This is a genomic window from Streptomyces sp. NPDC032721 (genome assembly GCF_055579625.1).
Map to the genome: position 1 here is coordinate 75,257 of NZ_JBVIMX010000003.1, position 18,686 is coordinate 93,942.

Sequence of the window (18,686 nt, forward strand, 5' to 3'; positions counted from 1 at the left end):
TGAGCACATACCGGTGGCGACCCGCAGCGACTCCGTGGAGGCGTTCTCGGTGCCCGGTGGCACCGTGGTCAACGCCGGGGAGGTGCGCTTCAATTCGAAATATCGAACGGTGGTCGGTACGTCGATTAATTCGAGTGGGACAGTAGCGACGTGCTGTGTGAGCGTCAACAGTGCGGACACATACGGGAGTTGTCGCTGTGAAGACCGGGCGGACGCCGCCTGGCCACCCTCCCTCTCCGCAGCGCGGACGCGTGGGGCGAGGACCGCCGCGAAAGTTTTCGGAGAGTTGCCGTTCCGCCCGACCTGCTGGTCAAGCGGCCGGGGGCAGCACCGTTGGCGGCAGATCGGTCGTAGGTCTTGACCCGAAGGCCTCGTGTTCCTAACTTGTGGCGTCAGCGATTCGAGAACGTTCCGGAAAAGTTTCGGACCCGAAGCGGCAGCCGCCACCCGGAAGTCTCCCTCATCCCGGCCACGGCGAAGTACTCCAGCCGGAGCGCGCACAGAGCGCCGATGCGTCGGCAGGTGCGCCGGCTCTCCCCCGTCCCGCCCCCCCCTGATCCCGCCGCGGCCGCTCCGCGGTGCATCAAGGTCACCTCACCCCCGCCCCACCCCCCAGGAGGTCTTCCGATGCGGTTACACCAACGGCCCCTGTTCCACCTCAGACGCCTGCTCGCCGTCCTCGCACCCCTGCTGCTCGCGGCCACCGTCCTCGGTGCCCCGCCCGCCGCCGCGGCGACCGTCGACACCAACGCCTGGTACGTGCTGGTCAACCGCCACAGCGGCAAGGCCCTGGACGTCCACAACCTGGCGACCGGCGACGGCGCGCGCATCACCCAGTGGACCAGGAACGACCAGAACCAGCAGCAGTGGCAGTTCGTCGACTCCGGCGGCGGCAACTACCGCATCAAGTCCCGCCACTCCGGGAAGGTGCTGGACGTCCACAACCGGTCGACTGCCAACGGCGGCCCGGTCGTTCAGTGGGCCGACCTCAACGGCACCAACCAGCAGTGGCGGCTGAGCGACAGCTCGGACGGCTATGTGAGGTTCCTCGCGCGCCACAGCGGCAAGGCCCTCGAAGTGCAGGGCGCCTCCCCGGCCGACAACGCGAACGTCGTCCAGTACGACGACTGGGGCGGCGCCAACCAGCAGTGGCAGCTCGTAAAGGCCGGCGGCGGCAACTCCGGCCCGTGCGATCTTCCCTCGACGTACCGCTGGACATCGACGGGCGCGCTGGCCCAGCCCAAGCCGGGATGGGTCTCGCTCAAGGACTTCACCGTCGTCCCCTACAACGGCAAGCAGCTCGTCTACGCGACGACGCACGACACGGGGACGAAGTGGGGTTCGATGAACTTCAGTCCGTTCACCAACTGGTCGGAGATGGGCTCGGCCGGCCAGAACACGATGTCGTCCGGCACGGTCGCGCCCACGCTCTTCTACTTCGCGCCGAAGAACATCTGGGTACTCACCTACCAGTGGGGTGCGACCACCTTCTCCTACCGGACGTCGAGCGACCCCACCAACCCCAACGGCTGGTCAGCGCCGCACGAGCTCTTCTCCGGAAGCATCAGCGGCCCGGGAACAGGACCCATCGACCAGACGATCATCGGTGACGGGACGAACATGTACCTGTTCTTCGCCGGTGACAACGGCAAGATCTACCGGGCCAGCATGCCGATCGGGAACTTCCCGGGCAGCTTCGGCTCGTCGTACACGACGATCATGAGCGACACGACCAACAACCTGTTCGAGGCCCCGCAGGTCTACAAGCTCCAGGGCCAGAACCGTTACCTCATGATCGTCGAGGCGATCGGCTCGCAGGGCCGCTACTTCCGCTCGTTCACCGCCACCAGCCTGAACGGCTCCTGGACACCCCAGGCCGCGACGGAGAGCAACCCCTTCGCAGGCAAGGCCAACAGCGGCGCCACCTGGACCAACGACATCAGCCACGGCGAACTGCTCCGCACCGGCCCCGACCAGACCATGACCGTCGATCCCTGCAATCTGCAGCTGCTCTACCAAGGACGCAGCCCCAACTCGGACGGTGTCGACTACGGACTCCTCCCGTACCGCCCGGGTCTGCTGACGATGCGCCGCTGACGGCGCTGACACGAGTCCTCCGCGGAGCCCGCGTGACGGGCTCCGCGGGAAGCCCGGGCCCGCCCGGGCACGGCGCCGGCCAGGCCTTCCCCCCCCCCCCGCCAGGGCCGCGCGGCGCACCACGGGAGCCGCGATCTCCTTTGGCCGTCCTTGCCGGTGAGCTCCAGGCCGGTGAGGCCGTTGCCCTTGCCGAAGGTGTTCGGATCGCCAGGTGAAGCGCTTCAATGGTATTGCCTGGACAGGTCTCCGCAACTGACGCTATGGTGCGCCTTAGCCGCGACAATATAGGCTAAGTGCGCTGTTGAAGCGCTTCCTTATGGGGGAGAATCCGATGGTCACCCTTGCTGAAGTGGCGCAGCATGCAGGAGTCTCGGCCAGCACCGTGAGTTACGTCCTCAGCGGCAAGCGGACCATCTCCGCAGTCACGAAGCAACGGGTCGAACGCAGTATCCAGGAACTCGGCTATCACCCGAACGCCGGGGCGAGGGCACTGGCGAGCAGCCGGTCCAACATCATCGCGCTGATGATGCCGCTGCGTACGGACATGTACGTACCGGTCATGATGGAGATCGCCATCGCCGTAGCCACCCATGCGAGGGAGCACGGCTTCGACGTTCTGATGCTCACCGGTGAGGAGGGGCCCGCCGCCGTACAGCGCGTGGTCGGCAGCGGGCTTGCCGACGCGATCATCCTGATGGACGTGGAGCTGGACGACGCCCGGCTCCCCCTGCTGCGCGCGAGCGGGCGACCCGCCGTGCTCATCGGCCTTCCCGCCGAGCCCGGTGGATTCACCTGCGTGGACCTCGACTTCGCCGAGGCCGGGGCGCTGTGCGCGACGCACCTGGCCGAGTTGGGGCACCGCGAGATCGTCGTGATCGGTGAGGCTCCGGCCGTGTACGAGCGCAAGACCGGTTTCGCCGAGCGCACCATCGAGGGCCTGCGCGGCCGTGCGCAGGAGCTCGGTCTGCGGGTGCTGCACCGCCCGTGCGAGGGGTCGTACGCCGCAGTGGCCGGGGCCCTGGGGCAGGTGTTCACCGAACGTCCCGGTGTCACGGGTTTCGTCGTACAGAACGAGCAGGCGCTGGAACCCCTGCTCAGCCTGCTGCGTCAGGACAGACGCGCCGTGCCCGAGGACATCTCGGTGGTCGCCGTCTGCCCGGAGCAGGTGGCTCTCCAGGGCTCGATCCGGCTGACCTCCGTCACCATCCCCGCGCGCGAGATGGCACGCCAGGCCGTAGAGCGTCTCGTCGCCAAGATCGCGGGTGAAGGCGATGGCGAGGTCTTCCTCCTTGAGCCCGAACTCGTCGCCCGGGCGAGCAGCGGACCGGCGCCCACAGGAGGGTGACGGGCCGGCGTGGCGGGGTCCGACCGCCCCGCCGGATACGGCACCGCCATGCCCTCGGCAACGGGGGAGTGCGCCAACTCCCGGCGCGGGTAGCCCCGTTACGTACAGGACCGCGAAGAGTGCGACGGGGGCAGGCGGTCCCTTCGCGGCACCGCAGCTGGATCACCTGACGCGTTCTGGAGCGGCCCTCGCCGGGAGGAACTCCTTTCCGTCCGCCTCACTCGAAGCGCTTCGAAATTCTCGTGTTGCCTGCGCAGGGTCCAGCAGGAGCCGCAGCCTGCCTGTGCGCCCGTTCGACGGCACCCGCGGTTGCCCCCAGCACGCGCGCATGTTCCCAGCTCCGAGGTGGTGAAGCCGCCGTGAAAGGCCGAGTGAAGTCACCCTCGGCCCCGTTCGGACCCAGAAGTTCTCCGTGACGACCTGTTGTCTTCCCCGGAACCGCATCGCTACTGTCACCGAAGTGTTGAAGCGCATCGACACACGCCTTCTCCAGCCTTCTGAACCTCCTTCGACCGCACGGCTCCGTGTCGATCTGCCCCGGCTCCCGGGAGCGTGAGTCAAAGCCGCCAGCACCGCCGCACGTGCACGTCGCCACCGCCGCCGCACGGACACATCGCCAGCACAGGCCCCCAGGGCCGCACATGACTCGGACGGCCCCACGAACACACCAGAAAGGCAGGACCCCCCATGTCCTTAGCACCCCACCTGTCCCGGCGAGGACTCCTCGCCGCCGGCACGGCCGCCGCCGTGCTTCCGGTGCTCGCCCCCGCCACCACGTCAGCCGTGCCGTCCGGAGCGGCCAGACGTATCCCGTACACCTTCGGCAACGCCGAGATCGTCGGCGGCGGCTTCGTCAGCGGCATCGTCTTCAACCAGCGCGAGCGCGGACTGGTGTACGCCCGTACCGACATCGGTGGCGCCTACCGCCTCGACCGGGCGACCCGGCGCTGGGTCCCCCTCACCGACTGGATCAGCTGGGACCGGTACGGCCACACCGGCATCATCAGCATCGCCACGGACGAGGCCGACCCCGACCGCGTCTACCTGGCGGCGGGCACCTACACCCTCCCCGACTGGGACCCGAGCATGGCGGCGATCCTGCGCTCGGCCGACCGCGGTCGCACCTGGAAGACCACCCCCCTGCCGTTCCGCCTCGGCGGCAACATGCCCGGGCGGGGGATCGGCGAACGCCTGGTGATCGACCCGAACCGCAACCGCATCCTCTACCTCGGCGTGCGCGGAGGCCACGGCCTGTGGCGCAGCACCGACCACGGCAAGACCTTCGCGAAGGTCGACAACTTCCCGAACGCGGGCAACTTCGTTCCGGATCCCACAGACCCCGACGGCCCCAACGGCGACAACCTGGGCGTGCTGCAAGTCGTCTTCGACAAGCGCACCGCACGGGCAGGCAAGGCCACCCGCACGCTCTACGTCACGGTCGCCGACAAGAACAACATCCTCTACCGGTCGACCGACGCCGGTGCCACCTGGGAGCGCGTCCCCGGCCAGCCCACCGGCTTCATCCCGCACCACGCGCTCTTCGACCACGTCGGCGGCTTCCTCTACCTGGCGACCAGCGACACCGCCGGCCCCTACGACGGCGCCAAGGGCGACGTGTGGAAGCTCGACACCGCCACCGACACCTGGACCCGCATCAGCCCGGTGCCCTCCACCAGCGCCGACAACACCTACGGCTACAGCGGCCTGACCATCGACCGGCAGAACCCGCGGACCCTCATGGTGTCCACCCAGGTCAGCTGGTCCCCCGACTGCATCCTCTTCCGCTCCACCGACGGCGGGGCCACCTGGACACGGGCGTGGGACTGGACCTCGCAGACCGAACGCCGGCTGCGCTACGACATGAACATCTCCGACGCCCCCTGGCTGACCTGGAACGCCACCCCGAAGCCGCCGGAAACCGCCCCCAAGCTGGGCTGGATGATGGAATCCGTCCAGATCGACCCTTTCGACCCGGACCACTTCCTGTACGGAACGGGGGCGACGATCTACGGCTCGGACAACCTCAAGGACTGGGACAGAGGGGGCAAGGTGCACCTGTCCGTTCGGGCCCACGGGCTGGAGGAGACGGCGGTCATGTGCCTGATCAGCCCGCCCGCCGGCCGCGCGCACCTCTTCTCCGGCATAGGTGACGTCGGCGGCTTCCGGCACACGGACTTCCGCAGGGCGCCGAAGATGTACGACAGCCCCACCTTCGGCGGCACCCCGGCCCTGGACTTCGCGGAACTGGCGCCCCACACCCTCGTACGCGTCGGCCACCCCACCAGCGGCTGGACGCAGCACTTCGCCGTCTCCACCGACGGCGGCGACACCTGGAAGCCGTCGGGCAGCGAACCGGCCGGACTCACCGGGCCCGGCGCCGAGGACCAGGCCGTCGCCGTCAGCGCCGACGGCAGGCGCGTCGTCTGGTCCCCGGCCGGCGCCCCGGTCAGCTGGTCCGACGACCTCGGGGCGACCTGGACGGCCTCGAAGGGACTGCCTGCCGGGGCCCCGGTGCGCTCGGACCGGGTGAACCCCGCCAGGTTCTACGGGTACGCCGCAGGGGTCTTCTACGCCAGCACGGACGGCGGCCGGACCTTCACGGCCACGGCGGCCGGCGGCCTGCCCACCGCGGGCAACGTCCGCTTCAAGGCGGTGCCGGGCCACGAGGGCGACGTCTGGCTGGCGGGCGGCACCAGCAGGTCCGCCGCTCCCACGCCGTACGGGATGTGGCGCTCGACCGACGCGGGAAAGACCTTCACCCGGCTCACGGCGGTGGACGAGGGAGACACCGTCGGCTTCGGCAAGGCCGCACCGGGTGCCACGTACCCCGCCGTCTTCACCAGTTCCAGGATCGGCGGCGTGCGTGGCATCTTCCGGTCCGACGACGCGGGCCGGACCTGGATGCGTGTCAACGACGACCGGCACCAGTACGGGTGGACCGGTAACACCATCACCGGAGATCCCCGCATCCACGGCCGGGTGTACGTCGGCACCAACGGACGGGGCGTCATCTACGGCGACCCGAAGTAGCCGGCAGGCGGCGTCATCCGGCGGTCAGCGCGGTCCACTTCTGGTTGACGCCGCCATGGCAGTCCCACAGATGGAGCCGGGTGCCGTCGGCCGTGGTGGAGCCCGGCACGTCGAGGCAGCGGCCGGAGGCGGGGTTGCGGTAGCCGCCGGCGTACGGCTGCCAGACCTGGTTGGCGCCGCCGTGGCAGGTCCAGAGCTGTACCGGCGTGCCGTTGGCGGTGCCCCGGCCGGAGACGTCGAGGCACTTGCCCAGGGAGCGCAGGGTGCCGTCGGTGTAGGCGGACCAGAGCTGTTGGGCGCCGCCGCCGCAGCGCCAGATCTGGACGGGGGTCCCGTCGGCGGTGTTCGCGCCGTCGACGTCCAGACAGGCGCCCGCGATGCCGGACCGTACGGGTGCGGCGGCGGGAGCGGGGTTCCTCAGCCAGCCCGCGCCGTCGGCGGCCAGGATGCCTTGGCGGAAGGCGTCGGCCATCTTCCGGTAACCCGCGTCGTTGGGGTGCAGGGGGTCGGCGAGGTCGGCCGTGGTCAGGCCGCTCATGTCCACGAAGGCCACGTGCTTGCCCACCGCTTGGGCGTTCTTGACGATGCGGGAGACACCCTGGTTGTACGCACCCCGGTGCTGCTCCTCCGACGGGCTGGCGGACACCACCAGGGAGGCGAGCAGGACCGTCGCGTCGGGGGCGGAGGCGGTGATCCGGTCGACCAGGGACGTCAGCCGGGCGACAGCTGTGTGGGCCTCGGTGGCCCCCTGGAGGTCGTTGGTCCCGATGTGCAGGGTCACGACGTTGGGCCGGTGGCGGGTCAGCGAGGCGTCTGCGAGCGCGGCGATGTGGCTGACGCTGTATCCGGGGTGACCCTCGTTGTCGGGGTCGGGCATCGGCCCGCCGCGCACATTGCCGACGAAGTCCACCGGGCGGCCGTTCGCCGTGAGTGCGTCCCACAGCGGTCCCCGGTAACCGTTGCCCGTGCTGCTGCCCTCCCCCCAGGTGATCGAGTCGCCCAACGGCATGACGCGTAAGGGGGTGTTCGCTGCGGAGGGCGTTGAGGGTGCGGCGACGGCGGAGGTCGCCCCGAGGGCCGTGGCGACGAGGGCGGCGGCCCCGAGCGTGGACAGGAGTGCCGTCAGCCGGGCGGTCACCGCGCCGAACACTCCTGCACGCCTGCTGTGTCTCCACCGCGGAACGCTTGCGGCCGTGCGTATGCCTGTCATCTGTGGACTCTCTCTCGTTGACTGCGACTCCTGCCGGGTGCCTGCCGGGTGCCTGCCGGTTGGTCGGCGTCGGGCGAGGCGGGCGGGCGGTACTTCCGGGGGATCGAAATATCGAACAATGGTCGGTGGGCCGGAAACCTGAGGCGTACCGTACTGAGGCGCCTGCGGAGCGTCAACGGAATGCGCAAAGGACGGCGAAGTCAGCGCGGTTGCCGGGTCCGGATCTCAGATCCGGAGGGTGCCGGGCGCCTCCCCGGGGGCGGCGGTGTTCGGCCTCCGCCTCTGCCGTACGGGCCGCCTCGGCCGGCCGTGGACATGCCGCCGCGGACATGCCTTCGTTCACGCCGGGGCAGGGCGGCGGCGTGGCTACATGCCGAGGATGTGAGCCTGGATCGCGGTGGTCGCCGCGCCGCGTGCCCAGTGGGTGAAGTCGCTTTGCCGTACGTCCAGTTGGACCGGGGCGGCACCCGGGGCGCGGCCATCGCGCACTGCTTCGTCAACGGCCGCACGGGCCACCTCGGCCAGCCGTACGCCTTCACCCGCGAGCACGACCGTACCTACCAGTGTGAAGTTGGCGATCGCCGCCACCAGACGGCCGAGGGCGCGTCCGGCGTCCGTGACGACCCGCGCGGCCACCGGGTCCCCACTCGCGGCCAGGCCGAGGCACTCCTCGTACGACACCGGTCGCCGCAGACCCACGGCGACGGCGGCGCACAGTGACGACTCCGTCAACATGGCTGTGGCACAGCCCCGGTGGCCGTCCGGGCACAGCGGCCCCAGCGGGTCGAGGGGGACATGGCCGAGCAGCCCGATCCCGGCGTCCGGGCTGTCGACGACGGTGTCGTGCATGACCAGGCCGTATCCGATGCCGCTGCCGATGGTCAGGACCGCACACCGGTCGTGGCCGCGCGCCGCGCCGAACCAGTGCTCGGCCCGGGTCAGAGCCAGCAGGTCGTTGTCCACGACGACGGGCAGACCAAGAGTCCTGGAGAGCAGGCCGCCCAGCAGTACTTCGCCGGTCCAGCCCAGGAAGGGCGCCGTGACGACGGTCGTGTGCTCGCGGACGAGGCCGCCGAGGCTGACACCGACCCTGCTGACCGGCGGCCCTCCGGCGGTGAGTTCGTCCGCCAACTCCCGTACGGCCGCCACGACCGAAGCCGGACCCTGGTCCGTCAGGGGCCTGTGCGCCGAGGTGAGGGCCTCTGCGCGCAGGTTCGTGAGGACCGCGTGCACCGCGTCGCCGGTCACCTTGACGCCGAGGAAGTGGTACGCGGCCGGGTTGACGGCGAGCGGTCGGCTCCGGCGCCCCGCCCGGCTCTCCCGGTCCGGTCCGCCGTCCTCCTCCACCAGCAGCCCCGCGTCGACCAGCGGCTTGGTGAGCCGGGTGAGGCTGCCCGCCGACAGGCCCAGCCGCTGTGCGATCCGGCTGCGGGAGACGGGCCCGCGCAGCAGCACTTCGAGGACGACGGCGCGGGCCGCGCCGGTCATCCGGGTCGAGGGCGCTGGGGTGGCGTCCAACGGTGCTACCTCCGCGAAGCAGGGCCGGTCGGCTGGGTGAGGCTCAGCGTCCCATATCGGCGAATTATTTTCTCTGCGAAATTAATTGGCAGTCTCCGCCCTGAAGTGCCTTGCTGCTCGCGGGGGTTGACGGCGGATAGGTTCCATGGCGAAAGTTTCTTGCGTCCGTCCGCGCACCATCCCAAGGAGACACATGCCCGCGCGCTCGCACGACCATGACCTCCTCCACTTCCGTGCCGCCGGGACGAGCCTCGTCCTGGACTGCTCCGGCGGCCTGCTCCCGCGGGTCGTTCACTGGGGGGCCGACCTCGGTGAACTCTCCGGCGACGCCCTGGCCTGCCTGGCTCTCGCCGACGCGCAGCAGCCCGTGTCCGGTTCCCTCGATGCCCCGGTTCCCTTCACCGTGCTGCCGCAGCAGTCCGTCGGCTGGCTCGGCACCCCCGGGCTCACCGGGCACCGCGACGGACAGGACTTCTCGACGGCCTTCACCGTCCGCTCCCTGCGTCCCGAAACCGGCGACGGGCCCCTCGCCCACCGCCTCACCGTCGAAGCCGCCGACGAACACGCGCGCCTGGCCCTGTTGCTGGAGATCGAACTGACGCGCTCCGGCCTGGTCCGCCAGCGGGCCACCCTCACCCACGAAGGCGGCCATGAAAACGACCGTGAAGGCAGCCACGAAAGCGAGCGCCCCTTCACCCTGAACGGTCTGCTGCTGACCCTGCCCGTTCCCGCCCACGCCACCGAACTGCTCGACCTCACCGGCCGCCACCTGCGCGAACGCAGCCCCCAGCGGCACGAGTTCACCGTCGGGACCCATGTACGGGAGAACTGGCGCGGCCGCACCGGCATCGACGCGACACTGGTCCAGGTCGCGGGCGAGAGCGGATTCGGGTTCCGTACCGGTGAGGTGTGGGGGACGCACGTCGCCTGGAGCGGCAACCACCGATCCCTGGCCGAGCGCACCCCGGCGGGCGTGCGCCTGCTTGGCGGAGGCGAGAGCCTGCTGCCGGGCGAGATCCGGCTCGCGGCGGGCCAGACGTACGACTCGCCCTGGATCTACGGATCCTACGGACGCGGCCTGGACGAACTCGCCGGACGCTTCCACGGCTACCTCCGCGACCGCGCCCACCACCCCCGCTCGCCCCGCCCGGTCACCATGAACACCTGGGAGGCCGTCTACTTCCAGCACGACGAGGACAAACTGAAGGCCCTGGCCGACGCGGCGGCCGAGGCCGGGGCGGAACGGTTCGTCCTGGACGACGGCTGGTTCCGCGGCCGCCGCGACGACACGGCCGGACTCGGCGACTGGTACGTCGACAAGAACGTGTGGCCCAAGGGCCTGCACCCGCTGGTGGACCATGTGCACGCGCTGGGCATGGAGTTCGGGCTCTGGTTCGAGCCCGAGATGATCAATCCGGACTCCGACCTCGCCCGGGCCCACCCGGAATGGATCATGGCCGCGGGCGGGCGCACCCCGCCGCTCTCCCGCCATCAGCAGGTTCTCGACCTCGGTCACCCCGAGGCGTACGCCTACCTGCTGGAACGCCTGGACACCCTCGTCGGCGAGTACGGCATCGCCTACATCAAGTGGGACCACAACCGCGACCTGGTCGAGGCCGGGCACAGCCCGCTCGGCACACCCGGGGTGCACGCGCAGACCCTCGCCGTGTACCGGCTCATCGACGAACTGCGCGCCCGTCGGCCGGATCTGGAGATCGAGTCCTGCTCCTCCGGCGGCGGCCGGATCGACCTGGGCATCCTGGAGCGCACCGACCGGGTGTGGACCAGCGACTGCATCGACGCCCTGGAACGCCAGCAGATCCAGCGCTGGACCTCCCTTCTGCTGCCGCCCGAGCTGCTCGGCTCGCACGTGTCGGCGCCCGTCGCCCACACCACGGGCCGTTCGCACACCCTCGACTTCCGGGCGGCGACCGCCCTGTTCGGTCACTTCGGCATCGAGTGGGACCTCACCCTCGCCACCACCGAGGAACGCGCCCGGCTCGCGCAGTGGATCACGGCGTACAAGAAGCTGCGGCCGCTGCTGCATTCCGGCACCGTCGTCCGTGGCGACCACCCGGACCCCGCCCTGTGGCTGCACGGCGTCGTCGCGGCAGACCGTTCCCACGCCGTCTACGCCTTCGTACAGACGGCCACCAGCGCGCAGTCGCCGCCCGGCCGCGTCCGCCTCCCGGGACTGGACCCGAGCGCCGTGTACCGGCTGGCACCGCTCGCGTCCGGGGACTGCCCGGAGGGGCCGACCCGGACGGACCTGCCCTGGTGGCGCGACGAGCGGATGGAACTGTCGGGGTACGTCCTGGAGACGGTAGGCGTCCAGGCACCCGTGCTGTTCCCGGAACGGGCGGTCCTCGTGGAGGCACGACGTGCCGACCTCTGAGCCCGTGGAACACGGATGAGCCCGCCGAGGACGGGGGCCCGGCGTGGAAGCCTCCCGTGCCGGGCTGCCGCGCAGAACTGCGAGCCCAGAGAGCCGAGTTGAGAGTGGAGTGGGAAAAGGCCGGGCAGGGGCGGGGGATCTCCGCCATTTCGATCTCGTGCGTCACCTTGCCTGAAGGTGATGAACACCTGCGGAAGGACATCCGATCGCCGGGGTTGCGCGCAACCTCGCCGGAGCAGCGCGCAACCCCGATCGATGCGAGACCGCGCACCGCGGCGACGGACGCGAACCACCGGAATCGCGCCGCCACCGCCATCGCCACCAACACCATGGAGACGCCATTGAGCCTGTGTCCGGCTCGACGCCAGCATCCTTCCCGGCACATCCGACAGCGCCGAACTCGCCGACCTCGTGGAATCGGAGTGGACCGCAGTCCACCGGGACGCGCCGGTGATACGCCGCCACCTGGGCACCGACCCGCTGCCCGCCGACGCCTGGGCACACGCCCACACCGGCAAAACGACGGTCGCTCCCCGCCACAGTGGAGATCAACCGTCGTGAGGCTGTGCGACCACACCTTCGCGAGACTAGGCAGCCTGCCGCTCGCCGGGAACACCCCACCCTGGCCAAGGGACCTGCCCGCAGCGCGGACGAGGCGTCCGCTGGATGGGCGCTCATGCCTGCCGACTCAGGCGAGGTGCTTGCTGAAGAACTCGACCAGCTTGGCGACGGCAGGAGTCACGTACCGGTCGCGGTCGTACAGATCGACGTGGGTGGCGCCGTCGACGAGGAACAGCTCGGCGTTGCCGGGGCTGTCGGCGACGGCCTTCTCCGAGAACCCGCGGGTCACCGCTTCGGTGCCGGCAATCATGAGCAGCGGGCGAGGCGCGATCTTGGCGACGTCGGCGAATGAGTCGAACTGGTCGAGAAGATCCGCGCTGCGCACCACCAGGTCCCCCGTGGAGCGCGGGTGCCTGCCGCGGGGCGTCTTGTAGTAGTCGACGAACTCGGCCGTCGGGGCGGGGGTCTCGGCGTCGGCCTTCTCCGGCAGCACGGCAAACGTTGCCGCGGGCTCGCCGGCGGCCTCGGCGCTGCGGAGGTTGCCGGAGTTCGCCACCATCTGCTGCCAGCCCTCGGGGTCGGCGCCGCGGAAGAAGCTGGGAACGTCGGTCCCGGATACACCGGCCACAGCCTTCATCCGGTGGTCGGTCTGGGCGGCGTAGGGCACGTAGGCTCCGGAGCCGCACACGCCCATCACACCGATGCGGTCGGGGTCGATCTCGGGGCGGGTGGTGAGAAAGGAGACCGCCGCACGGAAGTCCTCAGCACGCTGGAAGGGGTCTTCCAGGCCGTGGGGCGTGCCTTCGGATTCGCCCTGGAAGGCGGCGTCGAAGGTCAGGACGGCGAACCCTTCCTTGACCAGGCGTGTGGCGTACGCCGCCGGTGCCTGCTCCTTGACTCCGGTCGTGGGGTGGCCGACGACGATCGCGGCGAGCGGTCCTTCGACGCCGTCGGGGAGGTAGAGGTGGCCGGCGAGCTGCAGGCCGTTGGTCGGGAAGCGGACGTCAGTCCTCATTTGGTGCTCCTGAGGGATCACTGCTGGCCGGCGATCTGCGGGCCTGTGTCCACTGTCCGGCCGACGGCGAGGGCTCAGGAAGGTCGGGATGCTTCCTAGGAAGGATCTCTCCCAGGCAGAGCTTTTCCCGCGGTGCCATGCTGGAGGAGTGACTGGTTCCGCGCACCTTCGTGAGCTCGGTGAGTTCCTCAAGCACCGCCGTGGCGAGCTCACACCCGCGCAGGTGGGGCTCCCCGAGCGCACGCACACCCAGCGCCGAGTGCAAGGACTGCGCCGCGAGGAGGTGGCCGAGCTCGCCGCGATCAGCACCGACTACTACGTACGTATCGAACAGGGCCGACTGGCACCCTCGCCGCCGGTGCTTGAGTCCCTCTCGCGGGAACTGCGGCTGGACGGCGACCAGAGGACGTACGTGGAAGGCCTGGTCGACCAGGCTGCGCGGGCCGGACACCGCAAGACGCCGCGTCGGTCCCCTCGCCCCAAAGTGCACCCGCACCTGACCCGGCTGCTCGGCCAGCTCACCAGTACACCCGCCATCGTTTTCGGCCCACGCCTCGACATCCTCGCGTGGAACCCACTGGCAGCGGAACTGCTGTGCGACTTCGCGGCTGTGCCCGAGCCCGAGCGCAACTACGTCCGCATGGTCTTCACCGACCCGGTGATGCGCGAAATCTATCCGGAGTGGGAAGACGTGGCCCGCACATGCGTCGAAGTCCTGCGCATGGAAGCCGGAACGAATCCGACCGATCCAGCCCTCACAGCTCTGGTGGGCGAGCTGGCCGTTGCCGATCAGCAATTCCGGGTCTGGTGGGCCGAGCACCGCGTCGCGCACCAGGACTTCGGCAGCAAACGCATCACCCACTCCCGCGTCGGCGAACTCACCCTCGACTGGGACACCTTCCGCTACGCCGGTGCACCAGAACAGCAACTCGTGCTCTGGTCGGCCGAACCCTGCACCTCAGACGCGGAACGACTGGCCGATTTGGCCCACGGCACAGCCCAGAGTCCGCAACCTTCGTGAGCGGTGAGCACCACTGTTCCGAGGAGCCCAGGGCGTCTATCGGTAGTGGCTTGGGAGGCTGTTGGTTCGTCAGTCCCGAGGTGGGGCGGCGAGCCAGCGCTCGTCCTGGAATTCGGCGGGGACCTCGTCCTCCCCGGGATCGATCCCGCGGTGTTCCAGTTCGTCGAACCATCGGTCCCGCTGTGACTCGGGGAGGCGTCGTCCGCACCAGGGACAGAAGTCGATGGTGATGCTCGACGTGCCGCCGTCGTGGATGATCAGCCCGTACTCCTGGAACTTGGCGCTGAATTTGATCAGTGCATCCGGGCAGGCGAAGGGGCCGTCGTGCTGGCCGCAGCGCACGTTCACACGGCGGCTCATCGCTTCGCAGCAGTGGTTGGTCATGACCTCGGCTTTCCGGTGATCGATGAACGAGTTCCCCGCCGGCGACGGACCGGATCACGATCATCCAGTAACTCCCCCTGGACGAACGGACGGTGGGCCTGCAGCCCTGCCGCCCCTTTCTCATCGGCTCCCGCACGGGCGACCCGACCCGATCCGGCCGACCGAGCGACCAGATCCAGCCCATAGAGTAGGCAGCTGACAGCTGGAGGCACCCCCCTAGCAGCCCTTGAGGAGCCCGCCGGGTGAGCAACGTACTGAGTATGAAAAGCGTCGGGGGAAGGGCCCACGACCCGGGGACGGTCAGGGATTCGATCAACTTCACCGACGGTTCGGGACCGGCCCGCGTGGTCGTGTACCCGGAGCGCGAGCTGCCGCCGGGCGGCATACCCGCCTATCTCGCGGCCCGCAAGAGCGGCGCCCGCGCCTTCGTGTTGTGGGCCGACGAACACCGCCGGGAGCGGGTGGCCACGGTGATCACCCAGTCCGCCGCCGACGGTGTTGCCACCTTCCAGGTCCTCGGCGCGCACGGCGAGCACATCGGCACGATCGTGCGCGAGAAGACGTTCCGGGGCAGGGGCCTTCGCACGCGCTGGACCGTGACCCCGCCCGGCGGCCCCGACGCGGTGGGCTACAAGGGTCGGATCGTGTGGTGGTTCGTGTGGTGGCTGTGTCTGCCCCTGATGGTGCTGATCGTCCTCGTCTCCCTCTTCGACAGCTCCCCGGGGGTGGAGGGTGCCGCGCGCGGCCCCCGGCGCATCCGGTGGCGTGCGGGCGGCAGGATGCCCCTGGAGTTCAGGTCCGGCGGCGACAAGCTGTACCTGCACGAACCGGACCTGGACTGGCGGCTCGGGGCGGCGCTGGTCGCCCTGGTGCGCAGCTTCAGTTCCCTCGGGTGGGACGCCATGAAGAAGTGAAGGATGGTGCTCCGGGGCCGCGCACAGTAGAACTGACCCCATGTCCGACCAGCAGCCTCCCTCCCCCTGGCCCTGGCCGCCCGGCGCGCCCGGCGTGTACGCGCCACCGCATGCCCGTGAGGTCACCGCTTCCTACCGGCGGTGGGCGGGCGTTCTCACCTTGACCGCCGTCGTCGTCGCCGCCCTCATGGCGGTCGCGCTCGTGGTGAGCATCGTCTTCCTCGTATGGGCGGACCAGGACACGCGGAACGCCGCCTACGGCTACCTCGCGCTCGTTCTCTGGGTCGGGATCGCCGCAGGGGTCCCGGTCCTGATCGGGGTCGCGGTCCCCGCCCGAGCCATGAGGCGTCGGGTGCGGCAGCAGAGCCGGGAGGGGAACGCGCCTTCGTAGGACGCCGCCGGGCGTGCAGGCCGGGGCCGGCGCTCCCGGTCAGGCGGCGGTTCGCGTGTCGTCGGTACGGCGCAGCAGCGACACCGGCGGCAGCGGCAACCGTACGGAACTGCGACACCGCGAGCACCGCCCGGACCTGACCGGCGAACCGCACCCGATTGCCCCCCGACCGTTGCCGGCCTCGACAGCCTGCGCAACTGGCCGCCTTCACCGCGTGTGTTCGGCCTCGGCCGCAGCAGGCCGTGGCCCCGGCCTCTGCGCCGCAGCCCGGCGACGGAGACCTTCCGACGTGTGGACCACCGTGAACCACTTCGGCCCCCTCGGGCCACTTGGCCGAGCTGCGTCAGCAGGTCGGGGCCGACACCGAGTTCCTGCGGCAGGTGCTCCCGGGCGATCCCGGTGCGGAGCGCGAACGGGATGCCCGGGAACACCAGCCGGTCCGGAGTGGCACAACGACCCCGGAGATCGCTTCGTCAGGGTTTCTCAGGCGTCTTGGCCATGGCCGCGACCAGCGCTGCAAGCAGCAGGACGCCCGCCGACCACCAGGCCGCGACGGTGAAGCCGTGCACCATCCCCTCCCACGGACCCCGGCTTCGGGACGGGTGGGCGTCGATGTAGCGGGTGGCGGCGGACGACGCGATCGTGTTCAACAGGACGGTGCCCAGGGAGCCGCCGATCTGCTGGAAGGTGGAGACGGTCGCAGACGTCACCCCGGCGTCCTTCGGGGCGACCCCGGCGGTCGCCGTCGCGTAGACCGGCATGAACGTCATTCCCATGCCCAGGCCGAGCAGCATCAGCGCGGGCAACACCCCGGTGGTGTAGGAGGAGTTCATACTCAGGCGGGTCAGGAGCAGCATGCCGACGGCCGCGAGGAGCATGCCGGGGGCCATCAGGTTGCGGGGGGCGGTGCGGGGCAGGAGCCGGGCGGCGATCTGTGTCGCGCCGATGACGATCGCGACGGACATCGGCAGGAACGCCAGTCCGGTCCGTAGGGGTGAGTAGTCGAGGATGGCCTGGAGGTAGTACGTCAGGAACAGGAAGGCGCCGAACATGGCGACGGTGGCCAGGCCCATCGTCACGAGCGCCGCCGCACGGGTTCTGTCCCTGACGATGTGCAGCGGCAGCATCGGATGCTTGGCGTGGGACTGCCACCACACGAAGACGGCGAGCAGGACCACACCGGCCGCGAACAGGGTCAGGACCAACGGGTTGGCCCAGCCGGCGGATTCGGCCTCGCCGGCGCCGTACACGATCGCCACGAGCCCGCCGGAGGCGAGCAGCGCGCCGGGGACGTCGAGGCGCACCCCGCGCCGGCCGGGGCTGTCCTTGAGGAGGGCCAGCGCGCCGCCGAGGGCGGCCAGCGCGAGGGGGACGTTGACGTACAGGCACCAGCGCCAGGTCGCGTACTCGGTGAGCAGACCGCCCACCAGCAGCCCGATGGCGCTGCCGCCCCCGGCGAGCGCGCCGTAGATCCCGAACGCTCTGCCGCGCTCGGCGGGGTCGGTGAACGTCGTCGTCAGCAGTGACAGTGCGGAGGGAGCCAGGACGGCCGCGCAGGCCCCTTGCAGGGCCCGCGCCGCGAACAGCGTCCCGGGCCCGTCGGCCGCGCCACCGAGCGCGGAGGCGGCGGCGAATCCGACCAGGCCGATCATGAAGGTGCGTTTGCGGCCGACCAGGTCGGCGATCCGGCCGCCGAGGAGGAGCAGGCCGCCGAAAGCCAGGGAGTACGCGGTGATCACCCACTGCCGGTTCGCATCCGACATGCCCAGTCCGTGCTGGACGGAGGGCAGGGCGACGTTCACGATCGTGCCGTCGAGGATCACCAGGAGCTGGGCGCCCGCGATGACGGCGAGGGCCCACCACCGCCTCGGATCGGGCAACTCGGCGGCGGTCGCGGTGGTGTGGGGGACCGGCGTGGGCACGGTGTCCCCGGGGGAGGACTTCTCGGTCAAGGCGATCACATTCTGTGTCGGAGGTGTAGGAGCGGACGCGCGGTCCTACACCCCGGGACGCGACACAAGGGATCGCGAGAGCAGCGGACACCACCATGAGGTGCCGCAAGGGGGGAGAGTCCTACCGCGCGCCGAACGGAGGCACACGGCCGGGGGCAACTATGGCCGCCACACTCGTTGTCCAGTTCCAGTCCATGTTTCCCACCTCCTCCCGGCCGGGCACGCGGTACGCATCGACGCCGAACGCGCCGGATGCTGCGGCAGGGGCCCCGCCGCACATGACCTCCGACAGAGTAGGCCAGCCGGCCGGGGACGCAAACGGATTTACCCGGCGCCCGGGTTCGGGCTCCCCACGCTTCGACAAGCAAAAACCGCGCCGTGCCCAGCCGGGAAGGCTGCGGCTACCAAGCCCTGTCCGTTCTCTGCTGAGGAGAGCATCACTGGCCGAATTCACAGATCCTTATCAGGGTCGCCGCAGCGCACGGCCAGGGGAGTCCGGCGCCCGGTGAAGGTGACCTCCACTGTGTTGGTGTCCGGCGGGAGCTCGATGGTTCTCATGGTGTCGGCAGTGACCGCGACGGAGTCCAGGCACACCCGCACGTCACGTTTCGGCATGCCGGAAGCCCGGCAGAACCGGCAGCGGGCGCACTCAGGAATCCCGAACTCTCCGACAGTGCAGGGGAGTTCACACCTCGACGGCTAGGAGGCGTCCGTGCTCACTCCGGCGGGGCGGTAGCTGCGGCGCCAGTCCGCCACCAGCGCGGCAAGGCACCCGTACCCGGGCGGCCGCCTCCCGAGCCGCCAACTCCTCAAACAGCGGGCCCATCCGGCACCCCCTCCACCTTCACGGTAG

13 protein-coding genes are annotated in these 18,686 nt (G+C 70.2%); 7 read left to right on the forward strand and 6 right to left on the reverse strand.

The window, feature by feature from the left end; translation table 11 throughout:
• Window positions 1-627: 627 nt before the first annotated feature.
• From ACZ5PB_RS08540 to ACZ5PB_RS08550, 3 genes are all read left to right on the forward strand, one after another.
• Complete coding sequence (locus ACZ5PB_RS08540; RefSeq protein WP_468689035.1) at window positions 628-2,097, forward strand: non-reducing end alpha-L-arabinofuranosidase family hydrolase; 1,470 nt, start codon at window positions 628-630, stop codon at window positions 2,095-2,097.
• Window positions 2,098-2,428: 331 nt separating this feature from the next.
• Window positions 2,429-3,442 (forward strand): LacI family DNA-binding transcriptional regulator, encoded by a 1,014-nt coding sequence (locus ACZ5PB_RS08545; RefSeq protein ID WP_468689037.1) that lies wholly within the window; start codon window positions 2,429-2,431, stop codon window positions 3,440-3,442.
• A gap of 687 nt (window positions 3,443-4,129) precedes the next feature.
• Window positions 4,130-6,472 (forward strand): WD40/YVTN/BNR-like repeat-containing protein, encoded by a 2,343-nt coding sequence (locus tag ACZ5PB_RS08550; RefSeq protein WP_468689039.1) that lies wholly within the window; start codon window positions 4,130-4,132, stop codon window positions 6,470-6,472.
• A 13-nt stretch (window positions 6,473-6,485) separates the two neighbouring features.
• Here the strand turns inward: ACZ5PB_RS08550 and ACZ5PB_RS08555 are convergent, their stop codons facing one another.
• Both ACZ5PB_RS08555 and ACZ5PB_RS08560 read right to left on the reverse strand, forming a co-directional pair.
• Complete coding sequence (locus tag ACZ5PB_RS08555; RefSeq protein WP_468689041.1) at window positions 6,486-7,610, reverse strand: ricin-type beta-trefoil lectin domain protein; 1,125 nt, start codon at window positions 7,608-7,610, stop codon at window positions 6,486-6,488.
• Window positions 7,611-8,048: 438 nt separating this feature from the next.
• Complete coding sequence (locus ACZ5PB_RS08560; protein WP_468689042.1) at window positions 8,049-9,200, reverse strand: ROK family transcriptional regulator; 1,152 nt, start codon at window positions 9,198-9,200, stop codon at window positions 8,049-8,051.
• 193 nt (window positions 9,201-9,393) lie between these two features.
• Here ACZ5PB_RS08560 and ACZ5PB_RS08565 point away from each other — a divergent pair, with 193 nt between their 5' ends.
• Window positions 9,394-11,595 carry an alpha-galactosidase gene (locus tag ACZ5PB_RS08565; RefSeq protein ID WP_468689044.1) on the forward strand — a complete coding sequence of 734 codons (2,202 nt, stop codon included), beginning with the start codon at window positions 9,394-9,396 and terminating at the stop codon, window positions 11,593-11,595.
• A gap of 688 nt (window positions 11,596-12,283) precedes the next feature.
• On the opposite strand, the gene ACZ5PB_RS08570 is transcribed toward ACZ5PB_RS08565, so the two are convergent.
• Window positions 12,284-13,171: an alpha/beta hydrolase gene (locus ACZ5PB_RS08570; RefSeq protein WP_468689045.1), complete on the reverse strand. Its 888-nt coding sequence runs from the start codon at window positions 13,169-13,171 to the stop codon at window positions 12,284-12,286.
• Between the two features lie 148 nt (window positions 13,172-13,319).
• Between ACZ5PB_RS08570 and ACZ5PB_RS08575 the strand changes: the two genes are divergently transcribed.
• Window positions 13,320-14,192, forward strand: a complete 873-nt coding sequence (locus tag ACZ5PB_RS08575; protein WP_468689047.1) for a helix-turn-helix domain-containing protein — start codon at window positions 13,320-13,322, stop codon at window positions 14,190-14,192.
• Between the two features lie 69 nt (window positions 14,193-14,261).
• Here ACZ5PB_RS08575 and ACZ5PB_RS08580 read toward each other — a convergent pair whose 3' ends face one another.
• Window positions 14,262-14,576, reverse strand: coding sequence for a DUF6980 family protein (locus tag ACZ5PB_RS08580; protein WP_468689049.1), 315 nt, complete (start codon window positions 14,574-14,576; stop codon window positions 14,262-14,264).
• A 260-nt stretch (window positions 14,577-14,836) separates the two neighbouring features.
• Here ACZ5PB_RS08580 and ACZ5PB_RS08585 point away from each other — a divergent pair, with 260 nt between their 5' ends.
• Window positions 14,837-15,490, forward strand: a complete 654-nt coding sequence (locus tag ACZ5PB_RS08585) for a hypothetical protein (RefSeq protein WP_468689051.1) — start codon at window positions 14,837-14,839, stop codon at window positions 15,488-15,490.
• Between the two features lie 40 nt (window positions 15,491-15,530).
• Window positions 15,531-15,881: a hypothetical protein gene (locus ACZ5PB_RS08590; protein ID WP_468689052.1), complete on the forward strand. Its 351-nt coding sequence runs from the start codon at window positions 15,531-15,533 to the stop codon at window positions 15,879-15,881.
• A gap of 473 nt (window positions 15,882-16,354) precedes the next feature.
• On the opposite strand, the gene ACZ5PB_RS08595 is transcribed toward ACZ5PB_RS08590, so the two are convergent.
• Window positions 16,355-17,833 (reverse strand): MFS transporter, encoded by a 1,479-nt coding sequence (locus tag ACZ5PB_RS08595; protein ID WP_468689053.1) that lies wholly within the window; start codon window positions 17,831-17,833, stop codon window positions 16,355-16,357.
• Window positions 17,834-18,283: 450 nt separating this feature from the next.
• Entirely contained in the window at window positions 18,284-18,448 is a 165-nt protein-coding gene (locus ACZ5PB_RS08600) for a hypothetical protein (protein ID WP_468689055.1), read from the reverse strand.
• Window positions 18,449-18,686: the final 238 nt, after the last annotated feature.